Source organism: Metabacillus crassostreae, assembly GCF_016908395.1.
Lineage (GTDB): Bacteria > Bacillota > Bacilli > Bacillales > Bacillaceae > Metabacillus > Metabacillus crassostreae.
Window position 1 is genome coordinate 93,789 of sequence record NZ_JAFBDU010000007.1, and the last position, 23,356, is coordinate 117,144.

Consider the following 23,356-nt stretch of genomic DNA (forward strand, 5'->3'; position numbering starts at 1 on the left):
ATGAATGATGATTCATTCATTTCAAAAGGAGAGTTTAGATTGAAACAGAAAAAACCAAAATACAAACAAATAATTGATGCAGCAGTTATTGTAATTGCTGAAAATGGCTACCATCAAGCACAGGTTTCGAAAATTGCAAAACAGGCTGGTGTAGCTGATGGAACCATTTACCTCTACTTTAAAAATAAGGAAGATATTCTCGTATCTCTTTTTCAAGAGAAAATGGGAAACTTTATAGAAAAAATTGAAGAGGAAATTGAGTTAAAGCAAACAGCTGCTGAAAAGCTTTACTCTCTTATAGAAAAGCATTTTTCTTTATTATCAGAAGATCATCATTTAGCCATTGTAACACAACTTGAGCTTAGACAATCAAACAAAGAGCTAAGATTAAGGATCAATGAAGTGTTAAAAGGATATTTAAATGTTGTAGACAAAATCATAACTGCTGGTAAAGAAACAGGAGAATTTAAAGCAGAGCTAGATACAAGGATAGCTAGACAAATGATTTTTGGTACAATCGATGAAACCGTAACAACATGGGTTATGAATGAACAAAAATACAATTTACCAAAACAAACCGCAAAAGTTCATAGTTTATTTATTAACGGTTTTGCAAACTAAGTATAAATAACATTTTATCTTTAGAAGTTCATATCTAATTCAAAAGCTATGTTAAAGCTTAATGTTAATTATTAGCACTTTGTTGATTGTAGTGAAAGGCATGAAACTCCTGCGGGAGGAGCGTGTCCAGAGGAGACCCCACAGGCGCTCTCGCCGAGGAGGCTCCCAGACCGCCCGCGGAAAGCAAATGCCTGTAACGTAAATCAACAACAATGTTTAAAAGCGCAATATCTAAAGATAAGGTGTTTAAAATATAGGCATTTTCCTACATGATAAAAAATATAGTAAAAGGATTGATACTAGTCATAGGAGGAAAGAAAAATATGGGACTTTTAAAGGTGAATATATCTGATTTCATAGCCATTGTAACAATTGATAATGCACCAGCAAATGCTTTAGCATCAGGAGTTTTGAAAGAGCTTTCAAACCTTTTGGATGAATTTGAGAATAATGATGCTGTTAGAGTGATCATTTTACATGGTGAAGGCAGATTCTTCTCTGCTGGCGCAGATATTAAAGAATTTGTACAAGTACCATCTGGAGAAGAATTTTCTAAATTAGCTTCTAACGGTCAGGATCTTTTTGAACGAGTTGAAAATTATAGTAAGCCTATTATTGCTGCGATACACGGTGCAGCTTTAGGTGGAGGATTAGAGCTTGCGATGTCATGTCATCTTAGACTTGTAACTGAAGATGCAAAGTTAGGATTACCAGAACTACAATTAGGCATCATACCTGGCTTTGGTGGTACTCAAAGATTACCAAAATATGTAGGTGCAGGTCGGGCGTTAGAAATGATGTTAACAAGTGAACCAATTTTAGGATTAGAGGCTGTAAAATTAGGCCTTGCTAATCATGCATATCCCGAAGAAAAGCTTTTAGAGGAAACGAAAGCATTAGCAAGTAAATTTGCTCAAAAAAGTCCAAATTCAGTAAAAGCTGTTATTGAGCTTTTGAATATTGCCAAAACTGAAACCTACCAAAATGGAATGAAAAAAGAAGCAGAATTATTTGGTGGTTTGTTTGGTAGTAATGATGCGAAAGAAGGTATTACAGCATTCATTGAGAAGCGAAAACCAAACTTTACAGGTAAATAATTACTAATAACATATTGTCTTATATAGAAGTAAAAGAGATCTGTTTTTTCCTTTTTAAAACTACTTAATGAACATGGGGGAATGGGAAATGAATATCTTTGTAATGATGAAAAGAACATTTGACACTGAGGAAAAAATCACTGTACAAAATGGACAGATTAGTGAGGATGGAGCAGAGTTTATTATCAATCCTTATGATGAATATGCAATAGAAGAAGCAATTCAAGTTCGTGATGCAAATGATGGGGAAGTTACAGTTGTAACAATTGGTGGAGAAGAGTCTGAGAAAGAATTAAGAACAGCATTAGCAATGGGGTGTGATAAAGCTGTTTTGATTAATATTGAAGATGATCTTGATGAAGGTGATCAATATACAACTTCAAGAATATTAGCCGAATTTTTTAAAGATAAAAATGCTGATTTAATTATTGGTGGAAATGTTGCTATTGATGGGGGTTCAGGTCAAGTTGGTCCGCGTTTAGCAGAGTTACTTAATATTTCATATGTAACAACAATAACAAAGCTTGAAATCAATGGAGATAAAGCAACTGTTACAAGAGATGTTGAGGGTGATTCAGAAGTGATTGAGACAACATTACCCCTGCTAGTAACAGCTCAACAAGGTCTAAATGAACCGAGATATCCTTCTTTACCTGGAATCATGAAAGCAAAGAAAAAACCACTTGATGAGTTAGAACTCGATGATCTTGATTTAGAAGAAGATGATGTAGAGCCAAAAACAAAAACAATTGAAATATATTTACCACCGAAAAAAGAAGCAGGAAAAGTGTTAGCAGGTGAGCTTGAGGATCAAGTAAAAGAGCTTGTAACACTACTTCGTAATGAAGCAAAGGTTGTTTAATCATAGATTAATAGAGTGATAGGGAGAAAAAATATTTGAACAGGGGGAAATAATCATGGCAAGAAAAGTACTTGTATTAGGTGAAGCTCGTGATCAATCATTAAGAAATGTATCTTTTGAAGCAATTGCAGCAGGTAAAACCATCTCTGAGGGTGGAGAAGTAATCGCTGTATTACTAGGTGATCAGGTTGAATCACTTGGTACGGAGTTAATCCACTATGGTGCAGATCGCGTGATAATAGTTGAGGATGCAAAACTTAGCACATACACTCCTGATGGTTATTCTCAAGCAGTTTTAGCTGTAATTAAAGAGGAAAATCCCGAGGGTATTGTATTTGGACATACAGCGTTAGGAAAAGATTTATCACCAAAAGTAGCTGCAAAGCTCAACTCAGGACTAATTTCTGATGCAACCTCCATTGAAGTTGCTGGTGGAAATGTGGTGTTTACTCGTCCAATCTATTCAGGTAAAGCTTTTGAAAAGAAAATCGTAACAGATGGTATCATTTTTGCCACGATACGTCCAAATAATATTAGTTCATTAGAAAAAGATGAAACAAGAACAGGAGATGTTCGTGCTTTATCTGTCGAGATCAAGGATTTACGTACAATTGTTAAAGAAGTAGTCCGCAAAGCTACAGAAGGTGTCGATTTATCAGAAGCCAAGGTAGTTATTGCAGGTGGTCGTGGAGTAAAGGGTGAGGATGGTTTTGAACCATTGAAAGAATTAGCTGACGTTCTTGGCGGAGCAGTTGGGGCATCGCGTGGTGCGTGTGACGCGGAATATTGTGATTATTCTTTACAAATCGGCCAGACAGGGAAGGTTGTAACACCTGATTTATACATTGCTTGTGGAATTTCCGGTGCGATTCAACATTTAGCTGGAATGTCAAATTCCAAAGTTATTGTGGCAATCAATAAAGATCCAGAAGCAAATATATTCAAAGTTGCTGATTATGGAATCGTAGGCGATCTTTTCGAGGTAGTTCCGTTACTAACAGAAGAGTTTAAAAAGTTAAACGTACACGCATGATAAAGGTAAAAGCACGCTTTAAGTGTGCTTTTACCTTTTTTTATTTGAGTAGTTGCGAATTGTTGAAATTTGCTAATGAAGGTGTGAAAGCCTTAAAGGAAGTAAGTGGACATTCGAAGATGAGAGCATGGTTGGTAAGTATAGGAGAATGGTCGATAAACTGGGCTTGATGGTCTGGAAGAGTGTAACTGATGCGCAAAGATGAGAGCATGGTCGATAAATACAGGAGAATGATCGATAAACTGAGTTTGATGGTCGGGAAGAGTGTAACTGATGCGCAAAGATGCGAGCATGGTCGATAAATACAGGAGAATGGTCGATAAACTGGGTTTAGTGGTCTGAAAAAGAGCAGCAGGCGCTCAAAGATGAGAGCATGATCGACAAATACAGGAGAGTGGTCGATAAATTGGGCTTAATGGTCTGGAAGAGTGTAACTGGTGCGCAAAGATGCGACCATGGTCGACAAATACAGGAGAATGACCGATAAACTGGGCTTGATGGTCGAAAATTACATAAGGATGGTCAAAAAAATCAATTAGATGACCTGAATGGGAAATTCAGAGTAAAAAAACTATAGAAAAAACTATGTTTTAATCGTGAATCATAGGGAAAAGTAAAACAGAAGCAAAATGTTCGCTTACTTACTATGTGAATGCTATAATTTAAACATATTTTAACCAAGATATTAGGAGGAATTTCAATGGCTATAACAAATGTAACAGATCAAACTTTTTCAGGTGAAACAAACGAAGGTGTCGTATTAGTAGATTTTTGGGCACCATGGTGCGGACCATGTAAAATGATTGCTCCAGTTCTTGAAGAACTTGATACAGATATGGGAGATAAAGTGAAGATTGTAAAAGTTGATGTTGATGAAAACCAAGAAACAGCTGGGAAATTTGGTGTAATGAGTATCCCAACTTTATTAGTATTAAAAGATGGCGAAGTTGTTGACAAAGCTGTTGGTTATCAACCAAAAGAAGCACTTGCAGAAGTTTTGAACAAGCACCTTTAATTTAGTCTATGCCAAAGGTTAATGTTGATTTTTAGCACATTGTTGATTGGAGTGAAAGGCATGAGACTCCTGCTTAGAGAAGCGTGTCAAAGGGAGATCCCACAGGCGCGCAGCTTACGAGGAGGCTCCCGGACCGCCCGCGGAAAGCGAATGCCTGTAACGGAAATCAACAACAAAGTTTAACAAAGCCTTAATTCAAAGGGAATTCTTTAATACACAAAAGGGATTGACTTATGTCAGTCCTTTTTTCTTAGCAATCATTTCTCCGGAAATAATTGTATATATTTCGACATTTTAACATAAGACGAAACATGATTTAACATGATAAAATAGTTTGTTAGTAGGCAGTAATGTGTCATTTTTAATCAAGTCTGTTTTTGCCTTTTAGGAACTTAAAATGTAAACAGCACCTTATAAAATGGTAGATTACTGCCTATCACATATAAATAAGATAATGGGGAGTGTTTGCTATGAGAGAACATTTTAAGGAAAAGCTCGCACTTCTTCCTGATCAGCCTGGCTGTTATATAATGAAAGATAGACAGGGGACAGTTATATATGTTGGGAAGGCAAAGGTATTAAAAAATCGTGTTAGATCTTATTTCACAGGTTCTCACGATGCTAAAACATTACGATTAGTCAATGAAATTGTTGATTTTGAATATATCATTACATCTTCTAATCTTGAAGCACTCATTTTAGAATTAAATCTGATTAAAAAATATGACCCAAAATATAATGTTATGCTCAAGGATGATAAAACTTATCCGTTTATTAAAATTACAAATGAGCGTCATCCTCGGTTACTTGTAACTCGAAAGGTGAACAAAGATAAAGCAAAATACTTTGGTCCTTATCCCAATGTTTTTTCTGCACGGGAAACAATCAAGCTATTAGATCGATTATATCCATTACGAAAGTGTTCTACATTACCTGACAGAGCTTGTTTGTATTATCATATGGGACAATGTTTAGCACCTTGTGTGAAAGACGTTTCTGAGGAAACAAATCGTCAAATGGTTGAAGAAATAGCTAAGTTTCTTAATGGCGGATTTAAGAAAATTAAAGAAGAGTTATCTGAGAAGATGGGGAAAGCATCTGAGGAATTAGATTTTGAACGAGCTAAAGAATATCGCGACCAAATTCTTCATATTGAAGCCACAATGGAAAAACAAAAAATGACATTAAATGATTTTGTTGATCGTGATGTGTTTGGTTATGCATATGACAAAGGCTGGATGTGTGTACAAGTATTTTTTATTCGTCAAGGAAAACTAATTGAGCGTGATGTATCACTGTTTCCAATCTATGATAGTCCAGAGCAGGAATTTTTAACATTTCTTGGACAGTTTTATTCAAAATCAAGTCATTTTATTCCTAAAGAGATTGTACTACCTGACAGCATAGAGGTTGATGTGATCGAGCAACTGCTTGAGGTATCAACAATTCAACCGAAAAGAGGGAAGAAGAAGGATTTAATATTACTTGCCCATAAGAATGCAAAAAATGCACTTGTAGAAAAATTTGCTCTTATAGAAAGAGACGAAGAAAGAACAATTAAAGCTGTTGAAAATTTAGGAGATATTTTAGGAATAGCAACACCACATCGTATTGAGGCTTTTGATAATTCTAATATTCAAGGAACAGATCCAGTGTCTGCAATGATTGTGTTTGAAGATGGTAAACCTGCTAAAAAGCATTATCGTAAATATAAAATTAAGGGTGTTGAAGGTCCTGATGATTATGAATCAATGAGGGAGGTTGTAAGAAGACGTTACAGCCGTGTGTTAAAGGAAGAACTACCTTTACCAGACTTAGTGATCATTGATGGTGGAAAAGGGCATTTAGCAGCAGCACAGGATGTATTAGTTAATGAATTAACACTTGATATCCCAGTTGTTGGACTTGTTAAAGATGATAAACATCGTACATCAGAGCTTTTAATAGGATCTCCTCCAGAGTTTATACAATTAGAGAGGAATAGTCAGGAGTTTTATCTTTTACAGCGAATTCAAGATGAGGTTCATCGATTTGCCATTACATTCCACAGGCAGTTGCGGGGAAAAACAGCTTTTCAATCAATCTTAGATGATATTCCTGGGGTGGGTGCACAGAGAAAGAAATTGTTATTGAAGCATTTTGGTTCGTTAAAAAAGATGAAGGAAGCTAGCTTGGATGACTTTATTGAGGCAGGAATGCCCAATAGTCTTGCAAATACGATATATGAATATTTAAAGGAGTAACAGTTAGATAAAAATATGCTTGCATGCATAATAGAAGTCTGATAATCTAGTAAGTAATTTGATATATGATCGTTAGTTTGTTAAATGAGGGTAGAGGTGCGAACATTATTAGTAACCTGCTTGAGGAGAAATGGTTTCCGATGAAAGCTGGTGAAAGGAATATTCGCCGAAGTGATTAAAGCACCATTTGTTTTAATTGCTGGTTTTACATTTAAAAGATGTGAAATTGTCAAGAGTTTTTATATTCTTGGAGAGCTATCTCATTGTAAAGAACGAATTTATTTTTTCGTTTTAAAAGCAATGGGATATTTTTTATTCCATTGCTTTTTTTATTGCACTTTTTAAGCTTCTAAAATCCTCTAGGAACATACGGAGAATGGACGTTTAGCAGGATTATAGTGATAACTTTGGGCTCCCTTTAGCAGACAATGATCGATTATCTAGGCTCTTTTCTGAAAGATTTTTGCTATGTAATCAAAATATGCAGTAGAAACAGTGTATTTTCGCATCTAGAGCTATCTTTTTATGAAGAAAAGATGCTACTAGACATAATGATGTGCTGATTTCTTTGGATATTTCAAGCAACAAAGTTTGAGAATACAGCCATTATCTAAAACAATTGAAGGGTGAGGTTACTCATGGGAATAATCGTTCAAAAATTTGGTGGTACTTCTGTTGGTTCAGTTGAAAGAATTCTAAATGTGGCAAATCGAATTATTCAAGAAAAAGAAAATGGTAATGATGTTGTGGTTGTCGTTTCTGCAATGGGGAAATCCACTGATCAGTTAGTTGATTTAGCAGCTCAAATTACTGCGAAGCCAAGTAAAAGAGAAATGGATATGTTGTTGACTACAGGTGAGCAAATTACGATCTCACTGCTTACGATGGCACTAACGGAAAAGGGATATGATGCAGTATCACTTACAGGCTGGCAGGCTGGAATTGAAACAGAAGCTGCTCACAGTAATGCGAGAATAACTAATATTAATACAGATAGAATTAAAAATGAGTTAACAAAAGGTAAAATTATCGTTGTAGCTGGTTTCCAAGGAATCTCAAGTGATCAACAAATTACAACATTGGGGCGTGGGGGTTCAGACACTACTGCTGTAGCTTTAGCAGCTTCACTAAAAGCAGATAAATGTGATATCTACACAGATGTTACTGGTGTTTTTACAACAGATCCTAGATTTGTCAAAGAAGCAAGAAAACTAGCTGCTATATCATATGATGAGATGCTTGAACTTGCTAATTTAGGAGCGGGTGTATTACATCCTCGTGCTGTGGAATTTGCAAAAAATTACAACGTACCGCTAGAAGTTCGTTCTAGTATGGTAAACGAGCGAGGAACAATTATTGAGGAGGAAACAAATATGGAGCAAAATTTAGTCGTAAGAGGAATTGCATTTGAGGATCAAGTAACAAGAGTTTCTGTTTTAGGATTACCTAATGAACTAACAACATTATCAACAATTTTTTCAACTTTGGCTAAAAATGGTCTGAATGTAGATATTATTATTCAAAACACAACAAGTGATGATCGGACATCAATATCCTTCTCTGTTAAAACGAGTGACTTAGAAGATACTATAACAATTCTAGAGCAACATAAATCTGTCTTACAATATGAAAAAGTTGAATCAGAAACTGGGTTATCAAAAGTATCTATTGTTGGGTCTGGTATGGTATCAAACCCAGGTGTTGCTGCTGAGATGTTTGACGTATTAGCAAATGAAGGTATAGCCATTAAAATGGTAAGCACCTCTGAAATTAAAGTTTCTACGGTTATCGATCAAAACCATATGGTGAATGCTGTAGATATCCTTCATAATGCTTTTGAGCTATCTAAAGTAGCGGCTATTGTATAAACTTCCTGATAATTATTAGCTTTATCAAAACATATGTTATGTAGTTAAACATAGGGGCTTTAAGAAAAGCCCCTTGTTTTTAAGGGAGATTAAAGTTTTCGTTCACTTCTTTTTCCAATTGAGTTTTCTTCAGTTTGAATAGGATCTTTTTGATCCCACTTTACTGTAAAAACAACTTTATTTGCTCGTTTTTTTAATTGTTCATATGTTTCAGTTATTTGATTATTTAAAGTTTGAAGTTGTTCAGCAATAAAACCAGCTTCCATTTGAAATGTATGCTCGTTTGATTTTTTAAAACGAATGGTGATTAGCTCACCACTTAGCTCAAATTCCATTTCACTTTTTTTATTATGTACTAGTGAAAGATTCCCCCATCCAGCTTTTTCAAAAAATGCTGTTAATTCATCTAGGGATGAAACAGGATATTTGCGAGCTAATGCTTTCCCTGCCCAGTAAAGCATTTGAGGATGATCTTGTCCTAGTATATCAGGAATAAGGACTTCTCTTAATAATTCAAAACCAAATGCAGGAACTGAGATATCCTGTAGTTCTTCTAAGTTAATGATTGTAGATTGTTTATTCACGAAATTCCCCTCTTTCTTTCGTTTATTATATAACAACATACATGTTGAAACACATGTAATATTAAGTAAAATCATATGAAAGTTTAATTTTGGAGTCACTACAGCTTGAATAAATTGCTAAGGTTTATTGATCAAATGGGTTATCAAGAAAGATTTTCTATTGTAAGGAAAATATCGGTACATGAGGGAAAAGAGGCTTTCTATACTTGCTTGAATTTTAAGTATACTGATAAAATAAATTTTATAAGGATTAGTTATTTATCAAAAAAGTTCAATTTATGAACGCGTTTTCTTGACGCTAATTCTTTATGGGAGTAAAATGTATTTGTCACAAATTTATCTCGAATAACATACAGATGGGATTTTTATAGTCTGTAAGTTTGATTCCAATACTCTATTTTCTAACATTCACTAAAAGACCATCAGTGATAAAGGTAAATTTTATTAGGAAAGAATTATTGGATTGAGAATTGTATTTGTTTTTGAATCGTGAGCGCATTATTGATACTAGGGGGTAAGTACATGGCTGGAAACCGAGAGTTTATGAATCGCAGACTGCACTCATTATTAGGAGTTATTCCGGTAGGGATCTTTTTGATTCAGCATTTAGTTGTTAACCATTTTGCAACAAGAGGTGCCGAAGCATTTAATGAAGCTGCACATTTTATGGAAATGCTTCCATTTAGGTATGTATTAGAAATTGTCATTATCTTTCTACCACTTCTCTACCATGCTATTTACGGAGTTTACATCGCATTTACAGCTAAAAACAATGTGAGTAACTATGGATATTTACGTAACTGGCTATTTATGTTACAGCGTGTTTCAGGGGTAGTTACATTTATCTTTATTGCTTGGCATGTATGGGAAACAAGAATAGCAGCTGCACTAGGGGCAGAAGTAAACTATGACATGATGGCTTCCATTTTAAGTAGTCCATTTATGCTAGCATTCTATTTAATCGGAGTTATCTCTACTATTTTCCATTTTGCTAATGGATTATGGTCATTTGCAGTAAGCTGGGGAATTACTGTTACTCCTCGCTCACAAGTTATTTCCACATATGTAACTCTAGCAATCTTTATTGCTCTTTCATATGTTGGTGTTCGCGCAATTTTCGCATTTGTATAATCCAGAAATAGCTATAAAAGGGAGTGGGGTTAATGAGTAAAAGTAAAATTATCGTTGTCGGTGGCGGATTAGCTGGTTTAATGGCAACAATCAAAGCTGCTGAAGCAGGTGTTCAAGTAGATTTATTTTCATTAGTACCTGTTAAAAGATCTCACTCAGTGTGTGCACAGGGTGGAATTAATGGTGCAGTAAATACAAAGGGTGAAGGAGATTCACCTTGGGAACATTTTGATGATACAGTTTATGGTGGAGATTTCTTAGCGAATCAACCACCTGTTAAAGCTATGACAGAAGCAGCACCAGCGATCATTCACCTATTAGACCGAATGGGTGTAATGTTTAATCGTACACCAGAAGGGTTACTTGACTTTAGACGCTTTGGTGGGACTCAGCATCATCGTACAGCCTTTGCAGGTGCAACAACAGGACAACAGCTTCTTTATGCACTAGATGAGCAAGTTAGACGTTATGAAGTAGCTGGCCTTGTTACGAAATATGAAGGATGGGAATTCTTAGGTGCCGTTATCGATGACGATAATGTGTGTCGAGGCATCACATCGCAAAATTTAACATCTATGAAAATTGAGTCATTTAGAGCAGATGCAGTAATTATGGCAACTGGTGGACCGGGAATTATTTTCGGGAAATCAACAAATTCTGTTATCAATACAGGATCTGCTGCTTCTATTGTTTACCAACAAGGAGTTTATTATGCAAATGGTGAGTTCATTCAAATTCATCCAACAGCAATTCCAGGAGATGACAAGCTTAGATTAATGAGTGAATCAGCTCGTGGGGAAGGTGGACGAGTTTGGACATATAAAGATGGTAAGCCGTGGTATTTCCTTGAGGAAAAATATCCTGCTTATGGAAACCTTGTTCCTCGTGATATTGCTACACGTGAAATTTTTGATGTATGTGTAGAGCAAAAGCTAGGTATTAACGGAGAAAACATGGTGTATCTAGATTTATCTCATAAAGATCCGAAAGAGCTTGATATTAAACTTGGTGGTATTATTGAAATATATGAAAAATTCATGGGTGATGATCCACGTAAAGTTCCGATGAAAATCTTCCCTGCAGTTCACTATTCAATGGGTGGATTATGGGTTGATTATGACCAAATGACAAACATTCCTGGTTTGTTTGCAGCTGGAGAGTGTGACTATTCTATGCACGGTGCAAATCGTCTAGGAGCTAATTCACTTCTTTCTGCTATATACGGAGGAATGGTAGCTGGACCTAATGCCGTTAAGTATATAAACGGTCTTGAAAAGAGTGCTGAAGATTTATCATCTTCTGTGTTTGATAACCATGTTAAACAGGAAGAAGATAAATGGAACAACATTATGAATTTAGACGGTAAAGAAAATGCTTATGTTCTTCACAAGGAATTAGGAGAGTGGATGACTGACAATGTAACTGTTGTGAGACATAATGATAAGCTTCTAAAGACAGATGAGAAGATTCAAGAGCTAATTGAAAGATTCGATAACATTAATATCAATGACACAGCGAAATGGAGTAATCAAGGTGCTGCATTTACTCGTCAATTGAAAAATATGCTACATTTATCACGAGTGGTTACACTTGGTGCTTATAATCGTAATGAAAGTCGTGGAGCACATTATAAACCAGATTTCCCTGAGAGAAATGACGAAGAATGGTTAAAAACAACAATGACTAAATTTACAGGGAATCGTACAGCTCCAGAATTTACGTATGATGATGTAGATGTGTCTTTAATTAAACCACGTAAGCGAGATTATTCTAAAAGCAAAAAGGGGGATAAATAATGAGCGAGAATAAAGTAGTTCAGTTTGTTATTACCCGTCAAGATTCGCCTGAAGCAGCTCCTTATGATGAGAAATTTGAGATTCCTTACCGTCCTAATATGAATGTTATTTCGGCATTAATGGAAATACGCCGAAATCCAGTCAATTCAGCTGGTAAGGAAACAACACCAATTAACTGGGATATGAACTGTCTTGAAGAAGTATGTGGTGCTTGTTCGATGGTTATCAACGGCAAACCACGTCAATCATGTACAGCACTTGTTGATCAGCTTGAGCAGCCTATTCGCCTTGAGCCAATGCGTACTTTCCCGGTTGTTCGTGATCTACAAGTGGATCGTAAGCGTATGTTCGATTCACTTAAGAAGGTTAAAGCATGGGTACCAATTGATGGTACGTACGATTTAGGACCAGGACCTCGTATGCCAGAGAAAAAACGTCAATGGGCTTATGAATTATCGAAATGTATGACATGTGGTGTATGCTTAGAGGCATGTCCTAATGTTAATAGTAAATCTAACTTCATTGGACCTGCTCCATTATCTCAAGTGCGTTTATTCAATGCACATCCAACAGGTGAGATGAATAAATCAGAGCGATTAGAGTCGATCATGGGTGATGGTGGATTAGCGAATTGTGGAAACTCACAAAACTGTGTGCAATCTTGTCCGAAGGGAATCCCTTTAACAACTTCAATTGCTGCACTAAACCGTGATACAGCTATACAATCATTCCGTAATTTCTTTGGTAGTGACCAAGGATAAAAATAGATGAGTAGAAAAAAGGCTGACCTTATATAAATTTGGTCAGCCTTTTTGTGTGCATTCGATTATTCTGATTTTTTTTAGGTTTAAAATTAAGGCTATGTTAAGGCTTAATGTTGATTTTTAGCAGTTTGTTGATTGAAGGTGAATATATGAGACTCCTGCTTAGAGAAGCGTGTCAAAAGGAGACCCCACAGGCGCGCAGCTTATGTGGAGGCTCCGGGACCTAGGAAGAATTGTCCTTTGAAAAAGCCGGCAGTTGGGATTTTTCATTATTCTTCCCTAGGAAAAAACGAATTGCATTTTTTCCCTGGAAAGCGAATGCCTGTAACAGCAATCAACAACAAAGGTTTAACAGAGCCAAAATTTATGATGATCAGTAAGGGCTATTTTCACAAACTTTGTTGCTTTTATATGCCTTAAGAAGTCAGTACAGTAATTAAGTTTAGGGGCATCTTTTCTTTATAAAATGGTATCCTTATATGCAAAAAAACACTGTTTCTACTGGATATTTTGGTTACAAAAGAGCCTAGGTAAAAGTAAAATGCCTAGAATCATGAACAATGTTGTCACTTTTTACATACTTTGAAGAAAAGGCTATTACTTTCACAAGTTTTTATCAATATAGTTGGAGAAATGGTCATACATAGCATGGTACCTTCTTAGAGATAAACCACAGCTGCTATGGATGTTTAGGTAGATTTTAAACAAATATAAATAAATGGTGATTATTAACGCTTTCATTCAAATTTAGGGAGAGACTTTTTAGTGAGGAACAATGTGCAGATTTATAAAATGGAGATCAGATGATGTTCGTATACTAAAAAGGATATCTAATAGCTTATTTTATACAACGGTAGAAATTGGACGCAGTAAAGCAACTTTTCCTATAAGTATTCTGTCACAGTAGTTCTCATTAGCACATAGTATATGTTGACTAAATATATTATACCCATCTGGTAGATCAGCTCTCACCTTAGCAAGGAGGGTTACAATACTTGAAAGAGAAAGAATTTCAATCAAAACCACTACTCACGAAAAGAGAGAGAGAAGTTTTCGAATTGTTAGTTCAAGATAAGACAACTAAGGAAATTGCTAGTGAGCTCTTCATAAGTGAAAAAACGGTTCGGAATCACATCTCGAATGCGATGCAAAAGCTTGGTGTTAAGGGACGTTCTCAGGCGGTTGTTGAGCTCCTTCGAATGGGTGAACTAGAGCTCTAATCAAAACCGGCTATCCTTTTAAGTAAAGGGAGCCGGTTATATTTATTTTATATTATTATATGTAACTTGCATTTTATTAAAAAAACATGGAAAATAGCTAGTGAAATATATAAGTAAAATGTTAGTGAGGGTTTATAAGTGACAATAGAACGTGCAGATGTTACGAATGAAACAGTAGCTGATCTTGAAAAGGCACTTCGTCATATTTCAGCTATTATAAAGCAAAAGGGTCGAGAAATATTAAACGACTATAGCATCACACCACCGCAATTTATTGCTCTACAATGGCTCTTTGAAAATGGTGACTTAACAATTGGTGAGCTTTCGAATAAAATGTTTTTAGCTTGTAGTACAACTACTGATTTAGTGGATAGAATGGAGAAGAATGAGCTGGTTGTTCGAGTAAAAGATCCTCATGATCGACGAGTGGTCCAAATTCATTTATTAAAAGAAGGCGAACGTATAATAGAAGAAGTAATTGAAAAACGTCAAAATTACTTAAGAGATAAGCTTGTTAATTTTGAAGATAAAGAAATTGCTTTGCTTGAAAGGTCATTAATAAAGCTACAGCATGATATGAGAGAAGAATGAGGCGATAATTTGAAAAGACCGATTGGTGTTATTGATTCTGGAGTGGGTGGTTTAACAGTCGCAAAAGAAATCATGAGACAGTTACCAAAAGAAGAGATCATCTATTTAGGTGATACAGCTCGTTGTCCTTATGGACCAAGAGAAGCTGATGAAGTTCTACGTTTTACATGGGAAATGACGAACTACTTACTTGAGCATCATCATATAAAAATGCTGGTAATTGCATGTAACACTGCAACAGCTATAGCACTTCAGGAAATTCAGGACACAATAGATATACCGGTTATCGGAGTTATTTTACCAGGAGCTAGAACAGCTATTAAAGTAACTAAAAATGATCATATTGGTGTTATTGGAACAGTTAATACAATTAAGAGTGCAGCATATGAAACAGCTCTTAAAACGTTAAACAATGGATTGATTGTTGAAGGATTAGCTTGTCCAGAATTTGTACCTCTTGTTGAGAGTGGGAATTTTGAAGGTCAAGTGGCAAAAGACATTGTTGAGAATTCTTTGATAAGCTTTAAGGAAAGTAATATTGATACACTTATTTTAGGATGTACACATTACCCAATCTTACAAAAACAAATAGAGGAATATATGGGACAAGCAGTAAAAATTATCTGTTCAGGTGATGAAACCGCTAGAGAAGTGAGTACGATATTGTCGTTTAAAAAGATACTCAATCAAGATACTAGTCAAAAAGAACATAAATTTCTGACAACAGGTCCTAAGCAACTATTTGAGAAGATTGCCTCTAAATTATTTGAACAACCGATCCTACATGTAAAATCGATATCGTTAGAATCTACTAAGAACTATTAATATGATTATAAAAAGTACAGTGTGTTAAAGCACTGTGCTTTTATTTATTTAAGCTAATTTTCAGTTCTCTAAAAGTTTGTACAAAAAATCGGTCTAATTTGAATAATAGCTCGTATACATAGTAGTACAAACTGCCTTTGGAGGGATTGGAAATGATTAAATACAACAAACAGATTGCTGTTACTGTTCTTGCTTCATCTATGTTACTATCTGGTTGTGGTTTATTTGATGCAGATAAAGCAACAAAGGAAATTGATCCACCACAGGATGTAACCTTTACGGAAGATGGGGAGCTTATTGAGGGTGAAGAATCAGCTGTAGGAGAAGATGGAAAAGAGGATGCTGCAGTAGAAACAGTTTCTAGTCAATTGTTTTTATTTGATAAAAGTGGTTTTGTTGTGCCTTATACAATGAATTTGCCTAAAACAGACAGTATTGCTAAACAATCTTTAGAATATTTAGTTGAAGGTGGGCCTGTTTCTAATGTACTACCAAATGGGTTTAAAGCCGTATTACCTCAAGATACTCAAGTGCTAGGAGTAAATATTAAAGAAGATGGCACAGCAATTGCAGATTTCTCAAAAGAGTTTAACAATTATAATAAAGAGGATGAAGCGAAAATTCTTCAAGCCATTACTTGGACATTGACTCAATTTGATTCAGTGAAAAAAGTGAAGATTTGGGTGAATGGACATGAACAAAAGGAAATGCCTGTTAATAGCACACCAATAGGTGAAGGTGTTAGTAGAGCTGATGGTATTAACCATGATTCAAGTGATATTGTTGATATCACGAATACTCATCCTTTAACTGTTTATTATATGTCAGAGTCTGATGGTCAACAATATTATGTACCTGTAACAAAACGTGTGAGCAACGAAAAAACAGATCCAATTGTATCAGCAGTAGAAGAGCTTGTAGAGGGCCCTTCACAATCTCTAGGTTTAATGAGTGATTTTCAAGAAGGCGTAAAGCTGCTAAGTGCACCAAAATATGCTGATGGAAAAGTTACTCTTGATTTTAATGAATCTATTTATGGTAGTTTTGATGAAGAACAAAAAATTGTTTCATCTCAAGCACTTCAATCACTTGTTTTAACATTAACAGAGCAACAGGGAATTGAAAGTATTGCAGTTACAGTTAATGGAAAGGCAGAGTTAATAAACGAAAACGGTGAAAAACTAACAGAACCTGTAACAAGACCAGCAAAAGTAAACACAGGTAGTTTTTAATTTACTTGTTTTTGATATACTATATAGAGGGTAAAGAGAGGTATGCTTATAAAAAGCTACCTCTTATTTAATTTTATTACAATGTTGAATTCAAGGATTAATCCAAACCCAATTACAGTCTTGAGAGGCTGATAACTACTTGAGTTTGTGAGCACACGACCTGTAATTTCACTAATTGGTTTTAATCAATTGCAGGATTTAATAGTGCCAGACATACATATATAAAATAAATTGAATTTATGGAGGAATTTAAATGAGACATGATGGAAGACGTGATGATGAGTTAAGAAAAGTTGATATTAGTAAGGATTTTGTTATTCATCCAGAAGGCTCGGTTTTAATATCCGTAGGTGAAACGAAAGTAATCTGTAACGCTAGTATTGAGGACAGAGTTCCTCCATTTATGCGTGGTGAGGGCAAAGGGTGGATTACTGCAGAATATTCTATGCTCCCTAGAGCAACAGAACAACGAACAATTAGAGAATCATCTAAAGGTAAGATAACAGGACGTACAATGGAAATACAGCGTTTAATTGGGAGAGTATTACGTTCAGTTGTGAACTTAAAAGAGCTTGGTGAAAGAACGATATGGATCGACTGCGATGTGATTCAAGCAGATGGTGGAACAAGAACAGCATCAATAACTGGTGCGTATGTAGCCATGACAATTGCACTTGGAAAATTACTTGATGAAGGTAAATTAAAGACTTTGCCTATAACTGATTATCTTGCAGCCGTTTCAGTAGGTGTTGATCGGGAGCATGGCGAAATATTAGACCTGAATTATAAAGAAGATTCAAAAGCGGAAGTGGACATGAATATTATTATGACTTCTCTGGGAGAACTTGTTGAAGTACAAGGAACTGGAGAGGAAGCAACATTTACACGTCAACAATTAAATAGTATGCTCGATTTAGCTGAAAATGGCATTAGGTCACTTATTGAAATTCAAAAAGAAGCACTTGGAGATCTTTCTCTAATTGTTGAAGAAAATATAAAAAAGCAGGGCGAAAACAAGTGAACAAAATAATTATTGCAACAAAAAATAGAGGTAAAGTAAACGAATTTGAAGCATTGCTAGCTCCTTTAGGTTATCAAGTACAATCTCTTTTAGATTATCCAGATGCAATAGATGTTGAAGAAACAGGTAGTACGTTTGAAGCTAACGCAATATTAAAAGCAGAAGCTATTTCAAAGCAATATGAAATGGTAACAATAGCTGATGATTCAGGTTTAGAAGTTGACTATTTAAATGGGCAACCAGGAGTTTATTCAGCACGTTATGCTGGTACTGAAAAAAGTGATCAAGCTAATATGGAAAAGGTACTGAAAGAATTAAGTTTTGTTACTGAATTGGAAAAACGATCAGCTAGATTCATCTGTGCATTAGCATTGTCTACCCCTGGACATGTTGTTCAAACTGTAAGAGGGGCATGTGAAGGCTTTATAGCTAAAACCCCAACAGGTGAAAATGGCTTTGGCTATGATCCTATCTTTATTTTGCAAAATTCAAATAAAACGATGGCACAGCTTTCTAAAGAAGAAAAAAATAAAGTTAGTCATCGCTCAGATGCACTTAAGAAGCTTATTGAACTGATTAGCTAAATTAATTAAGGCGGGGAATTTCATGAAGGTTTTACTAATAAGTGATAGTCATGGTTTAACTTCAGAAGTTGATATCATTAAAAAGAGACATGAGGATGAAGTGGAATTAATGCTACACTGTGGAGATTCAGAATTAACTTCAACAAGTCCACAATTAAGTTCATTCAAAGGTGTAAAAGGAAATTGTGATTTTGGATCTGATTTACCAAATGAAATAATTGAAGATCTAAATGGCCAAACGCTTTATATGACACATGGACACTTATACAATGTAAAAGTTACCCTTATGAGCTTAAAATACCGAGCTGAAGAAGTAAATGCTAAAATTGTTTGCTATGGACACTCTCATGTTGCTGCTGCTGAATTAATTGATGGGATTTTATTTATCAATCCGGGTAGTATTAGGCTACCATTACAACGGAGACAGAAAACCTATGTAATAATTGAAGTTGAGAATTCCCATGCAAATGTTAAATTTTTTGATGTAAGCGGAGAAGAGATACAAGAATTGTCAAATGATTTTATGATCTAGTGGCTGTTTTAATACTTGGTTTTTGATCTTTTCGGTTACCTGCATTCGCTATCCTGGGTCAAAATGTAGTTCGTTTTCTCCCAGGTAAAAAAGTTTTAAAAACAATTTGATAAAAATCCTTTAAAGTATTGACTTTTATATGCAAGAGAAATATAATAATAAATGTCGATGAAAATCAACAAATATTAACAAGTCAATATCAAATGTCCCAGTAGCTCAGCTGGATAGAGCAACGCCCTTCTAAGGCGTCGGTCGGGAGTTCGAATCTCTCCTGGGACGCCACATATTACATACTCAAACCTTCTATTGGAAAATAGAAGGTTTTTTTGTTGATCTAAAAGTGCATGAAACTCTACTAATTTGGATGTCCAATGTTTGGTTGAATATTTCATGTTAGATTTTATGCCAAGTTTGTTTTCTTGTTGCCCATTCAGTTGTAATATATGGATATCAAGCTTCTGTTTTGAGTATTCGGTTATTACCCCAAAGAATCCCTCAATATAATTCCTTTATCTGCAAATCTCCACACGTGCGGATTTTAAAAATTTCTTTATTTTTTTGAAAATAGAGCTCTTCCCATCATACCAACAATGAAAGCGGATACAAAATAATTAATAAATCTAAATAGTCAAATAATTCGTAAAACACTGTTGACACTTAGATTTATTGAGCGTAATATAAGTTCAAATAAAGTTATACGAACATTTGAAAAAGTGTAGAAAATTCTTTAAAATTAAAGTTTTCTTTTAACTATCATAATGTTCAATGATCTAACAGATTCAACTTATATAAAGGAAGGCGTGCTCTTATGGGTGATCAGTGGATCTTTCTAAACGATGATTTTGTAAAGAAAGAAGATGCAAAAATATCAGTTTATGATCACGGTTTTTTATATGGTGATGGAGTATTTGAAGGAATACGAGTTTACAGTGGGAATATATTTCGGATGAAGGAACATATGGACCGATTATATCAATCAGCTAAATCAATTTTGTTAACTATTCCATACACACAAGATGAACTTACAGAATTAGTCGTTAAAACTGTTGAAAAAAATGGTTTAAGCGATGCGTATATTCGGTTAGTTGTCTCTCGTGGAACAGGTGACTTAGGTTTAGATCCTTATAACTGTAAACGAGCAAATACGGTAATTATCGTTGAGCCACTTTCAATTTTTCCTAAACATCTTTATGAGACCGGGATTGACATTGTGACAGTTGCTACAAGGAGAAACAGACCCGATGTCTTAAGTCCAAAGGTTAAATCTCTAAATTATTTGAACAATGTGTTAGTTAAGATTGAAGCACATTTAGCAAACGTAAGTGAAGCGTTAATGTTAAATGATCAAGGTTATGTTGCAGAGGGATCTGCTGATAACGTCTTTATTTTTAAAAACGGGAGGTTATTAACGCCCCCTGGATATATAGGTGCTCTTGAAGGAATTACACGTAATGCCATCATTGATATTGCAAAAGAAATGGATTACGAGGTATGTGAAGAGCCATTTACTCGACATGATGTTTATACAGCTGAAGAGGTTTTCTTAACTGGAACAGCTGCAGAAGTTATTGCAGTGGTAAAAGTTGATGGTCGTATCATTGGTGAAGGAATTCCTGGTGATCAAACCAAGAGGCTTTTGGAAGCATTTCGTAAAAAAGTTGTTGAAGAAGGCGTTAAAGTGGAGAATATTCCACAAAGTCTTCATGTAAGCTAACAATTATCATATAGTAAAACGATGAAGAGGATAAGTAGTCTTTGGTAAAAGTATCTACAGAGAGCCGGTACAGGTGGAAGCCGGTGATACTCCCATAGGTGAACTCGCCTCTGAGTGTTAATCCGAATTTTTAGTAGGGTTGACCGAGTCCCATTCTTCGGTACTCGTTACAAAAGGGAACAGGTTATCTGTTCGTAAGGTGGTCATATTATTTGACCATGAAGAAGGGTGGTACCGCGAAAAGTTTATTAACCTTTTTGCCCCTTTGGCACACAAAATAATGTGGAGTCTTATGAGGGGTGGGAAGGTTTTTTATATGCAGTTTATATCAAAAAAACAAAGGCTAAGAGCCTGCTAAGGGAGGAAAGAAAATGGGTACAAATGTACAGTTGAATAACTCAGCTGCCAAATGTACAAACACAATGTCGGGATCTTTGATGTTAATTGAAGCACTTAAGCAGGAAAAGGTAGAGGTAATTTTCGGATATCCTGGTGGTGCTGTATTACCTATCTATAATAGTCTTTATGATTCAGGTGTGTTTCACGTATTATCCCGACATGAACAAGGAAGTATACATGCTGCTGAAGGATATGCACGTGTTTCTGGAAAGCCAGGTGTTGTTATCGCAACAAGTGGACCAGGTGCAACAAATTTAGTAACTGGCTTAACAGATGCAATGATTGATTCCTTACCATTGGTTGTTTTTACAGGTCAAGTTGCAACATCTGTAATTGGGTCAGATGCTTTCCAAGAAGCTGACATTTTAGGGATTACAACTCCTATCACAAAACATAACTACCAAGTTCGTGAAGTAAGTGAACTTCCTAGAATTATAAAAGAAGCATTTCATATTGCGACTACAGGCAGACCAGGTCCTGTCTTAATAGATATTCCAAAAGACATTGCAATATTTGAAGGTGAATTTAGTTATGATATGCCTGTTAATCTACCAGGCTATCAACCAAATAGCGAACCGAATTATTTACAAATTCGCAAATTAGTAGAAGCAGTAAGTAGAGCGAAAAAGCCGGTTATTTTAGCTGGTGCAGGTGTATTACATGCTGATGCATCTAAAGAGCTAACAAAATTTGCAGAGCAACAGCAAATCCCAGTTGCTAATACACTTCTTGGATTAGGAGGCTTTCCATCTGATCATCCATTGTTTTTAGGAATGGCTGGTATGCATGGAACGTACTCAGCAAATATGGCACTTTATGACTGCGACTTATTAATTAGTGTTGGTGCAAGGTTCGATGATCGTGTAACAGGTAATTTAGAGCATTTTGCCAAAAAAGCAACGATCGCTCATATTGATATCGATCCTGCTGAAATTGGGAAAAATGTACCGACGGCAATCCCAATTGTAGGTGACGCAAAGCTTGCTTTAGAGCAACTAATAAAGCAGGATGGCAAACAAGGTGATAATGAAGAATGGAATGAACTTGTTTCATCTAATAAAAAGGAATTTCCATTAGTTTATAAAGAAAGTGATACAGAATTAAAGCCTCAATATATTTTAGAGCTTATTCATAAATGGACGAATGGTGAAGCAATTGTTACTACCGATGTAGGGCAACACCAAATGTGGGCTGCACAATATTACAATTTTAATAATCCTAACAAATGGGTTACATCTGGTGGTTTAGGAACAATGGGATTCGGCTTACCATCAGCAATTGGTGCACAACTAGCAGATAGAGAAACACCAGTTGTTGCTATTTTAGGTGATGGTGGATTCCAAATGACTTTGCAGGAATTATCAGTAATTCATGAATTAAATCTACCTATTAAAATTGTTATCTTAAATAACGGTGCACTAGGTATGGTAAGACAATGGCAGGAGTTATTTTACGAAGAACGATACTCTCATTCAAAGTTTGTTACACAACCTGACTTCGTAAAAATTTCAGAAGCTTACGGTATAACTGGTGTTCGTATTGAAAATAGTGAAGGCTGGGAAGAAAAGTTAAAGCAAGCCATTACTTCTAATGAACCAGTATTACTAGATATTCATGTTGCTAAGAATGAAAACGTCTATCCAATGGTTGCTTCTGGCAAAGGGTTACATGAAATGGTAGGTGTGAAATTATGAAAAGAATTCTCTCTTTAACAGTTTTAAACCAAACTGGTGTTTTAAATAGAATTACAGGTTTATTTACAAAAAGGCATTACAATATTGAAAGCATCACAGTTGGTCATGCTGAAACAGAAGGCGTTTCTAGAATGACAGTTGTGGTAAATGCTTCAGAGGAAAAAGAAGTTGAACAAATTACAAAACAGCTTAATAAACAAATTGATGTCTTAAAGGTTACAGATATTACTTCACAATCAATTGTTTCAAGAGAGCTTGCTTTAATAAAAGTAATGTCAACAGCTGCTACAAGGATGGAGCTTCAAGGTCTTATTCAACCATTTAGAGCGTCAGTCATTGATGTTAGTCGTGAAAGTGTAGTTGTTCAAGTGACAGGAGAGCCTGAAAAAATTGAAGTTCTAATTGATTTATTAAAGCCTTATGGCATAAAAGAAATTGCTAGAACTGGTACAACTGCTTTTACTCGTGGAACTCAAAGAACAACAAAAGAAGTGCCGATTTCAATCGTCTAAATCAAGTTAGTAATCTTG

Annotated in this window: 22 protein-coding genes, 1 tRNA gene, 1 riboswitch and 1 other annotated feature; of the genes, 22 read left to right on the plus strand and 1 reads right to left on the minus strand. The window is 35.4% G+C overall.

The window, feature by feature from the left end:
• Positions 1–39 precede the first annotated feature (39 nt).
• The 7 genes from JOC75_RS18135 (at position 40) to JOC75_RS18165 (ending at position 8,739) form a co-directional block, all read left to right on the plus strand.
• Positions 40–621: a TetR/AcrR family transcriptional regulator gene (locus JOC75_RS18135; protein ID WP_146949238.1), complete on the plus strand. Its 582-nt coding sequence runs from the start codon at positions 40–42 to the stop codon at positions 619–621.
• A 323-nt stretch (positions 622–944) separates the two neighbouring features.
• Positions 945–1,718, plus strand: coding sequence for an enoyl-CoA hydratase (locus JOC75_RS18140; protein WP_204955423.1), 774 nt, complete (start codon positions 945–947; stop codon positions 1,716–1,718).
• Between the two features lie 88 nt (positions 1,719–1,806).
• The gene (locus JOC75_RS18145) at positions 1,807–2,580 is read left to right on the plus strand and encodes an electron transfer flavoprotein subunit beta/FixA family protein (protein ID WP_204955424.1); all 774 of its coding nucleotides are present in this window, start codon (positions 1,807–1,809) and stop codon (positions 2,578–2,580) included.
• Positions 2,581–2,635: 55 nt separating this feature from the next.
• A complete protein-coding gene (locus tag JOC75_RS18150; protein WP_204955425.1) occupies positions 2,636–3,613 on the plus strand; it encodes an electron transfer flavoprotein subunit alpha/FixB family protein in 978 nt (325 codons plus the stop codon).
• A 700-nt stretch (positions 3,614–4,313) separates the two neighbouring features.
• Positions 4,314–4,628 carry a thioredoxin gene (trxA, locus tag JOC75_RS18155; protein ID WP_146949231.1) on the plus strand — a complete coding sequence of 105 codons (315 nt, stop codon included), beginning with the start codon at positions 4,314–4,316 and terminating at the stop codon, positions 4,626–4,628.
• 470 nt (positions 4,629–5,098) lie between these two features.
• Positions 5,099–6,871, plus strand: a complete 1,773-nt coding sequence (gene uvrC / locus JOC75_RS18160) for an excinuclease ABC subunit UvrC (RefSeq protein ID WP_204955426.1) — start codon at positions 5,099–5,101, stop codon at positions 6,869–6,871.
• A gap of 83 nt (positions 6,872–6,954) precedes the next feature.
• Positions 6,955–7,137, plus strand: a riboswitch (Lysine riboswitch).
• A gap of 372 nt (positions 7,138–7,509) precedes the next feature.
• The gene (locus JOC75_RS18165) at positions 7,510–8,739 is read left to right on the plus strand and encodes an aspartate kinase (RefSeq protein WP_204955427.1); all 1,230 of its coding nucleotides are present in this window, start codon (positions 7,510–7,512) and stop codon (positions 8,737–8,739) included.
• An 89-nt stretch (positions 8,740–8,828) separates the two neighbouring features.
• On the opposite strand, the gene JOC75_RS18170 is transcribed toward JOC75_RS18165, so the two are convergent.
• On the minus strand, positions 8,829–9,323 hold the full coding sequence (locus tag JOC75_RS18170; RefSeq protein ID WP_338036608.1) for a YslB family protein: 495 nt from the start codon (positions 9,321–9,323) through the stop codon (positions 8,829–8,831).
• Positions 9,324–9,845: 522 nt separating this feature from the next.
• Here JOC75_RS18170 and JOC75_RS18175 point away from each other — a divergent pair.
• The 15 genes from JOC75_RS18175 to ilvN all read left to right on the plus strand — a co-directional run bounded on the left by JOC75_RS18175 (position 9,846) and on the right by ilvN (position 23,338).
• Positions 9,846–10,454, plus strand: a complete 609-nt coding sequence (locus tag JOC75_RS18175; RefSeq protein WP_204955429.1) for a succinate dehydrogenase cytochrome b558 subunit — start codon at positions 9,846–9,848, stop codon at positions 10,452–10,454.
• 32 nt (positions 10,455–10,486) lie between these two features.
• A complete protein-coding gene (gene sdhA, locus JOC75_RS18180) occupies positions 10,487–12,250 on the plus strand; it encodes a succinate dehydrogenase flavoprotein subunit (RefSeq protein WP_204955430.1) in 1,764 nt (587 codons plus the stop codon).
• Complete coding sequence (sdhB, locus tag JOC75_RS18185) at positions 12,250–13,011, plus strand: succinate dehydrogenase iron-sulfur subunit (protein WP_146949222.1); 762 nt, start codon at positions 12,250–12,252, stop codon at positions 13,009–13,011. The genes sdhA and sdhB overlap by 1 nt, the downstream gene beginning before the upstream one ends.
• A 243-nt stretch (positions 13,012–13,254) precedes the next feature.
• Positions 13,255–13,434, plus strand: coding sequence for a hypothetical protein (locus JOC75_RS18190; RefSeq protein ID WP_204955431.1), 180 nt, complete (start codon positions 13,255–13,257; stop codon positions 13,432–13,434).
• Between the two features lie 575 nt (positions 13,435–14,009).
• The gene (gene gerE, locus JOC75_RS18195) at positions 14,010–14,234 is read left to right on the plus strand and encodes a spore germination transcription factor GerE (protein ID WP_003184172.1); all 225 of its coding nucleotides are present in this window, start codon (positions 14,010–14,012) and stop codon (positions 14,232–14,234) included.
• 138 nt (positions 14,235–14,372) lie between these two features.
• Complete coding sequence (locus JOC75_RS18200; protein WP_420828041.1) at positions 14,373–14,825, plus strand: MarR family winged helix-turn-helix transcriptional regulator; 453 nt, start codon at positions 14,373–14,375, stop codon at positions 14,823–14,825.
• 9 nt (positions 14,826–14,834) lie between these two features.
• Complete coding sequence (gene racE / locus JOC75_RS18205; protein ID WP_204955432.1) at positions 14,835–15,650, plus strand: glutamate racemase; 816 nt, start codon at positions 14,835–14,837, stop codon at positions 15,648–15,650.
• Between the two features lie 152 nt (positions 15,651–15,802).
• Positions 15,803–16,882, plus strand: a complete 1,080-nt coding sequence (locus JOC75_RS18210; RefSeq protein ID WP_204955433.1) for a GerMN domain-containing protein — start codon at positions 15,803–15,805, stop codon at positions 16,880–16,882.
• A 253-nt stretch (positions 16,883–17,135) separates the two neighbouring features.
• Entirely contained in the window at positions 17,136–17,903 is a 768-nt protein-coding gene (rph, locus tag JOC75_RS18215) for a ribonuclease PH (protein WP_204955434.1), read from the plus strand.
• Positions 17,900–18,487 carry an XTP/dITP diphosphatase gene (locus JOC75_RS18220; protein ID WP_204955435.1) on the plus strand — a complete coding sequence of 196 codons (588 nt, stop codon included), beginning with the start codon at positions 17,900–17,902 and terminating at the stop codon, positions 18,485–18,487. The genes rph and JOC75_RS18220 overlap by 4 nt, the downstream gene beginning before the upstream one ends.
• Positions 18,488–18,509: 22 nt before the next feature.
• Positions 18,510–19,019 carry a metallophosphoesterase family protein gene (locus tag JOC75_RS18225; protein ID WP_204955436.1) on the plus strand — a complete coding sequence of 170 codons (510 nt, stop codon included), beginning with the start codon at positions 18,510–18,512 and terminating at the stop codon, positions 19,017–19,019.
• A gap of 205 nt (positions 19,020–19,224) precedes the next feature.
• Positions 19,225–19,301, plus strand: a tRNA-Arg gene (locus JOC75_RS18230).
• A gap of 526 nt (positions 19,302–19,827) precedes the next feature.
• Positions 19,828–20,733 carry a branched-chain-amino-acid transaminase gene (gene ilvE, locus JOC75_RS18235; protein WP_204955437.1) on the plus strand — a complete coding sequence of 302 codons (906 nt, stop codon included), beginning with the start codon at positions 19,828–19,830 and terminating at the stop codon, positions 20,731–20,733.
• 12 nt (positions 20,734–20,745) lie between these two features.
• Positions 20,746–21,001 (plus strand) — a binding site (T-box leader).
• Between the two features lie 103 nt (positions 21,002–21,104).
• On the plus strand, positions 21,105–22,826 hold the full coding sequence (ilvB, locus tag JOC75_RS18240; RefSeq protein ID WP_204955438.1) for an acetolactate synthase large subunit: 1,722 nt from the start codon (positions 21,105–21,107) through the stop codon (positions 22,824–22,826).
• Positions 22,823–23,338 carry an acetolactate synthase small subunit gene (gene ilvN, locus JOC75_RS18245; RefSeq protein WP_204955439.1) on the plus strand — a complete coding sequence of 172 codons (516 nt, stop codon included), beginning with the start codon at positions 22,823–22,825 and terminating at the stop codon, positions 23,336–23,338. Before ilvB ends, ilvN begins: the two co-directional genes overlap by 4 nt.
• Positions 23,339–23,356: the final 18 nt, after the last annotated feature.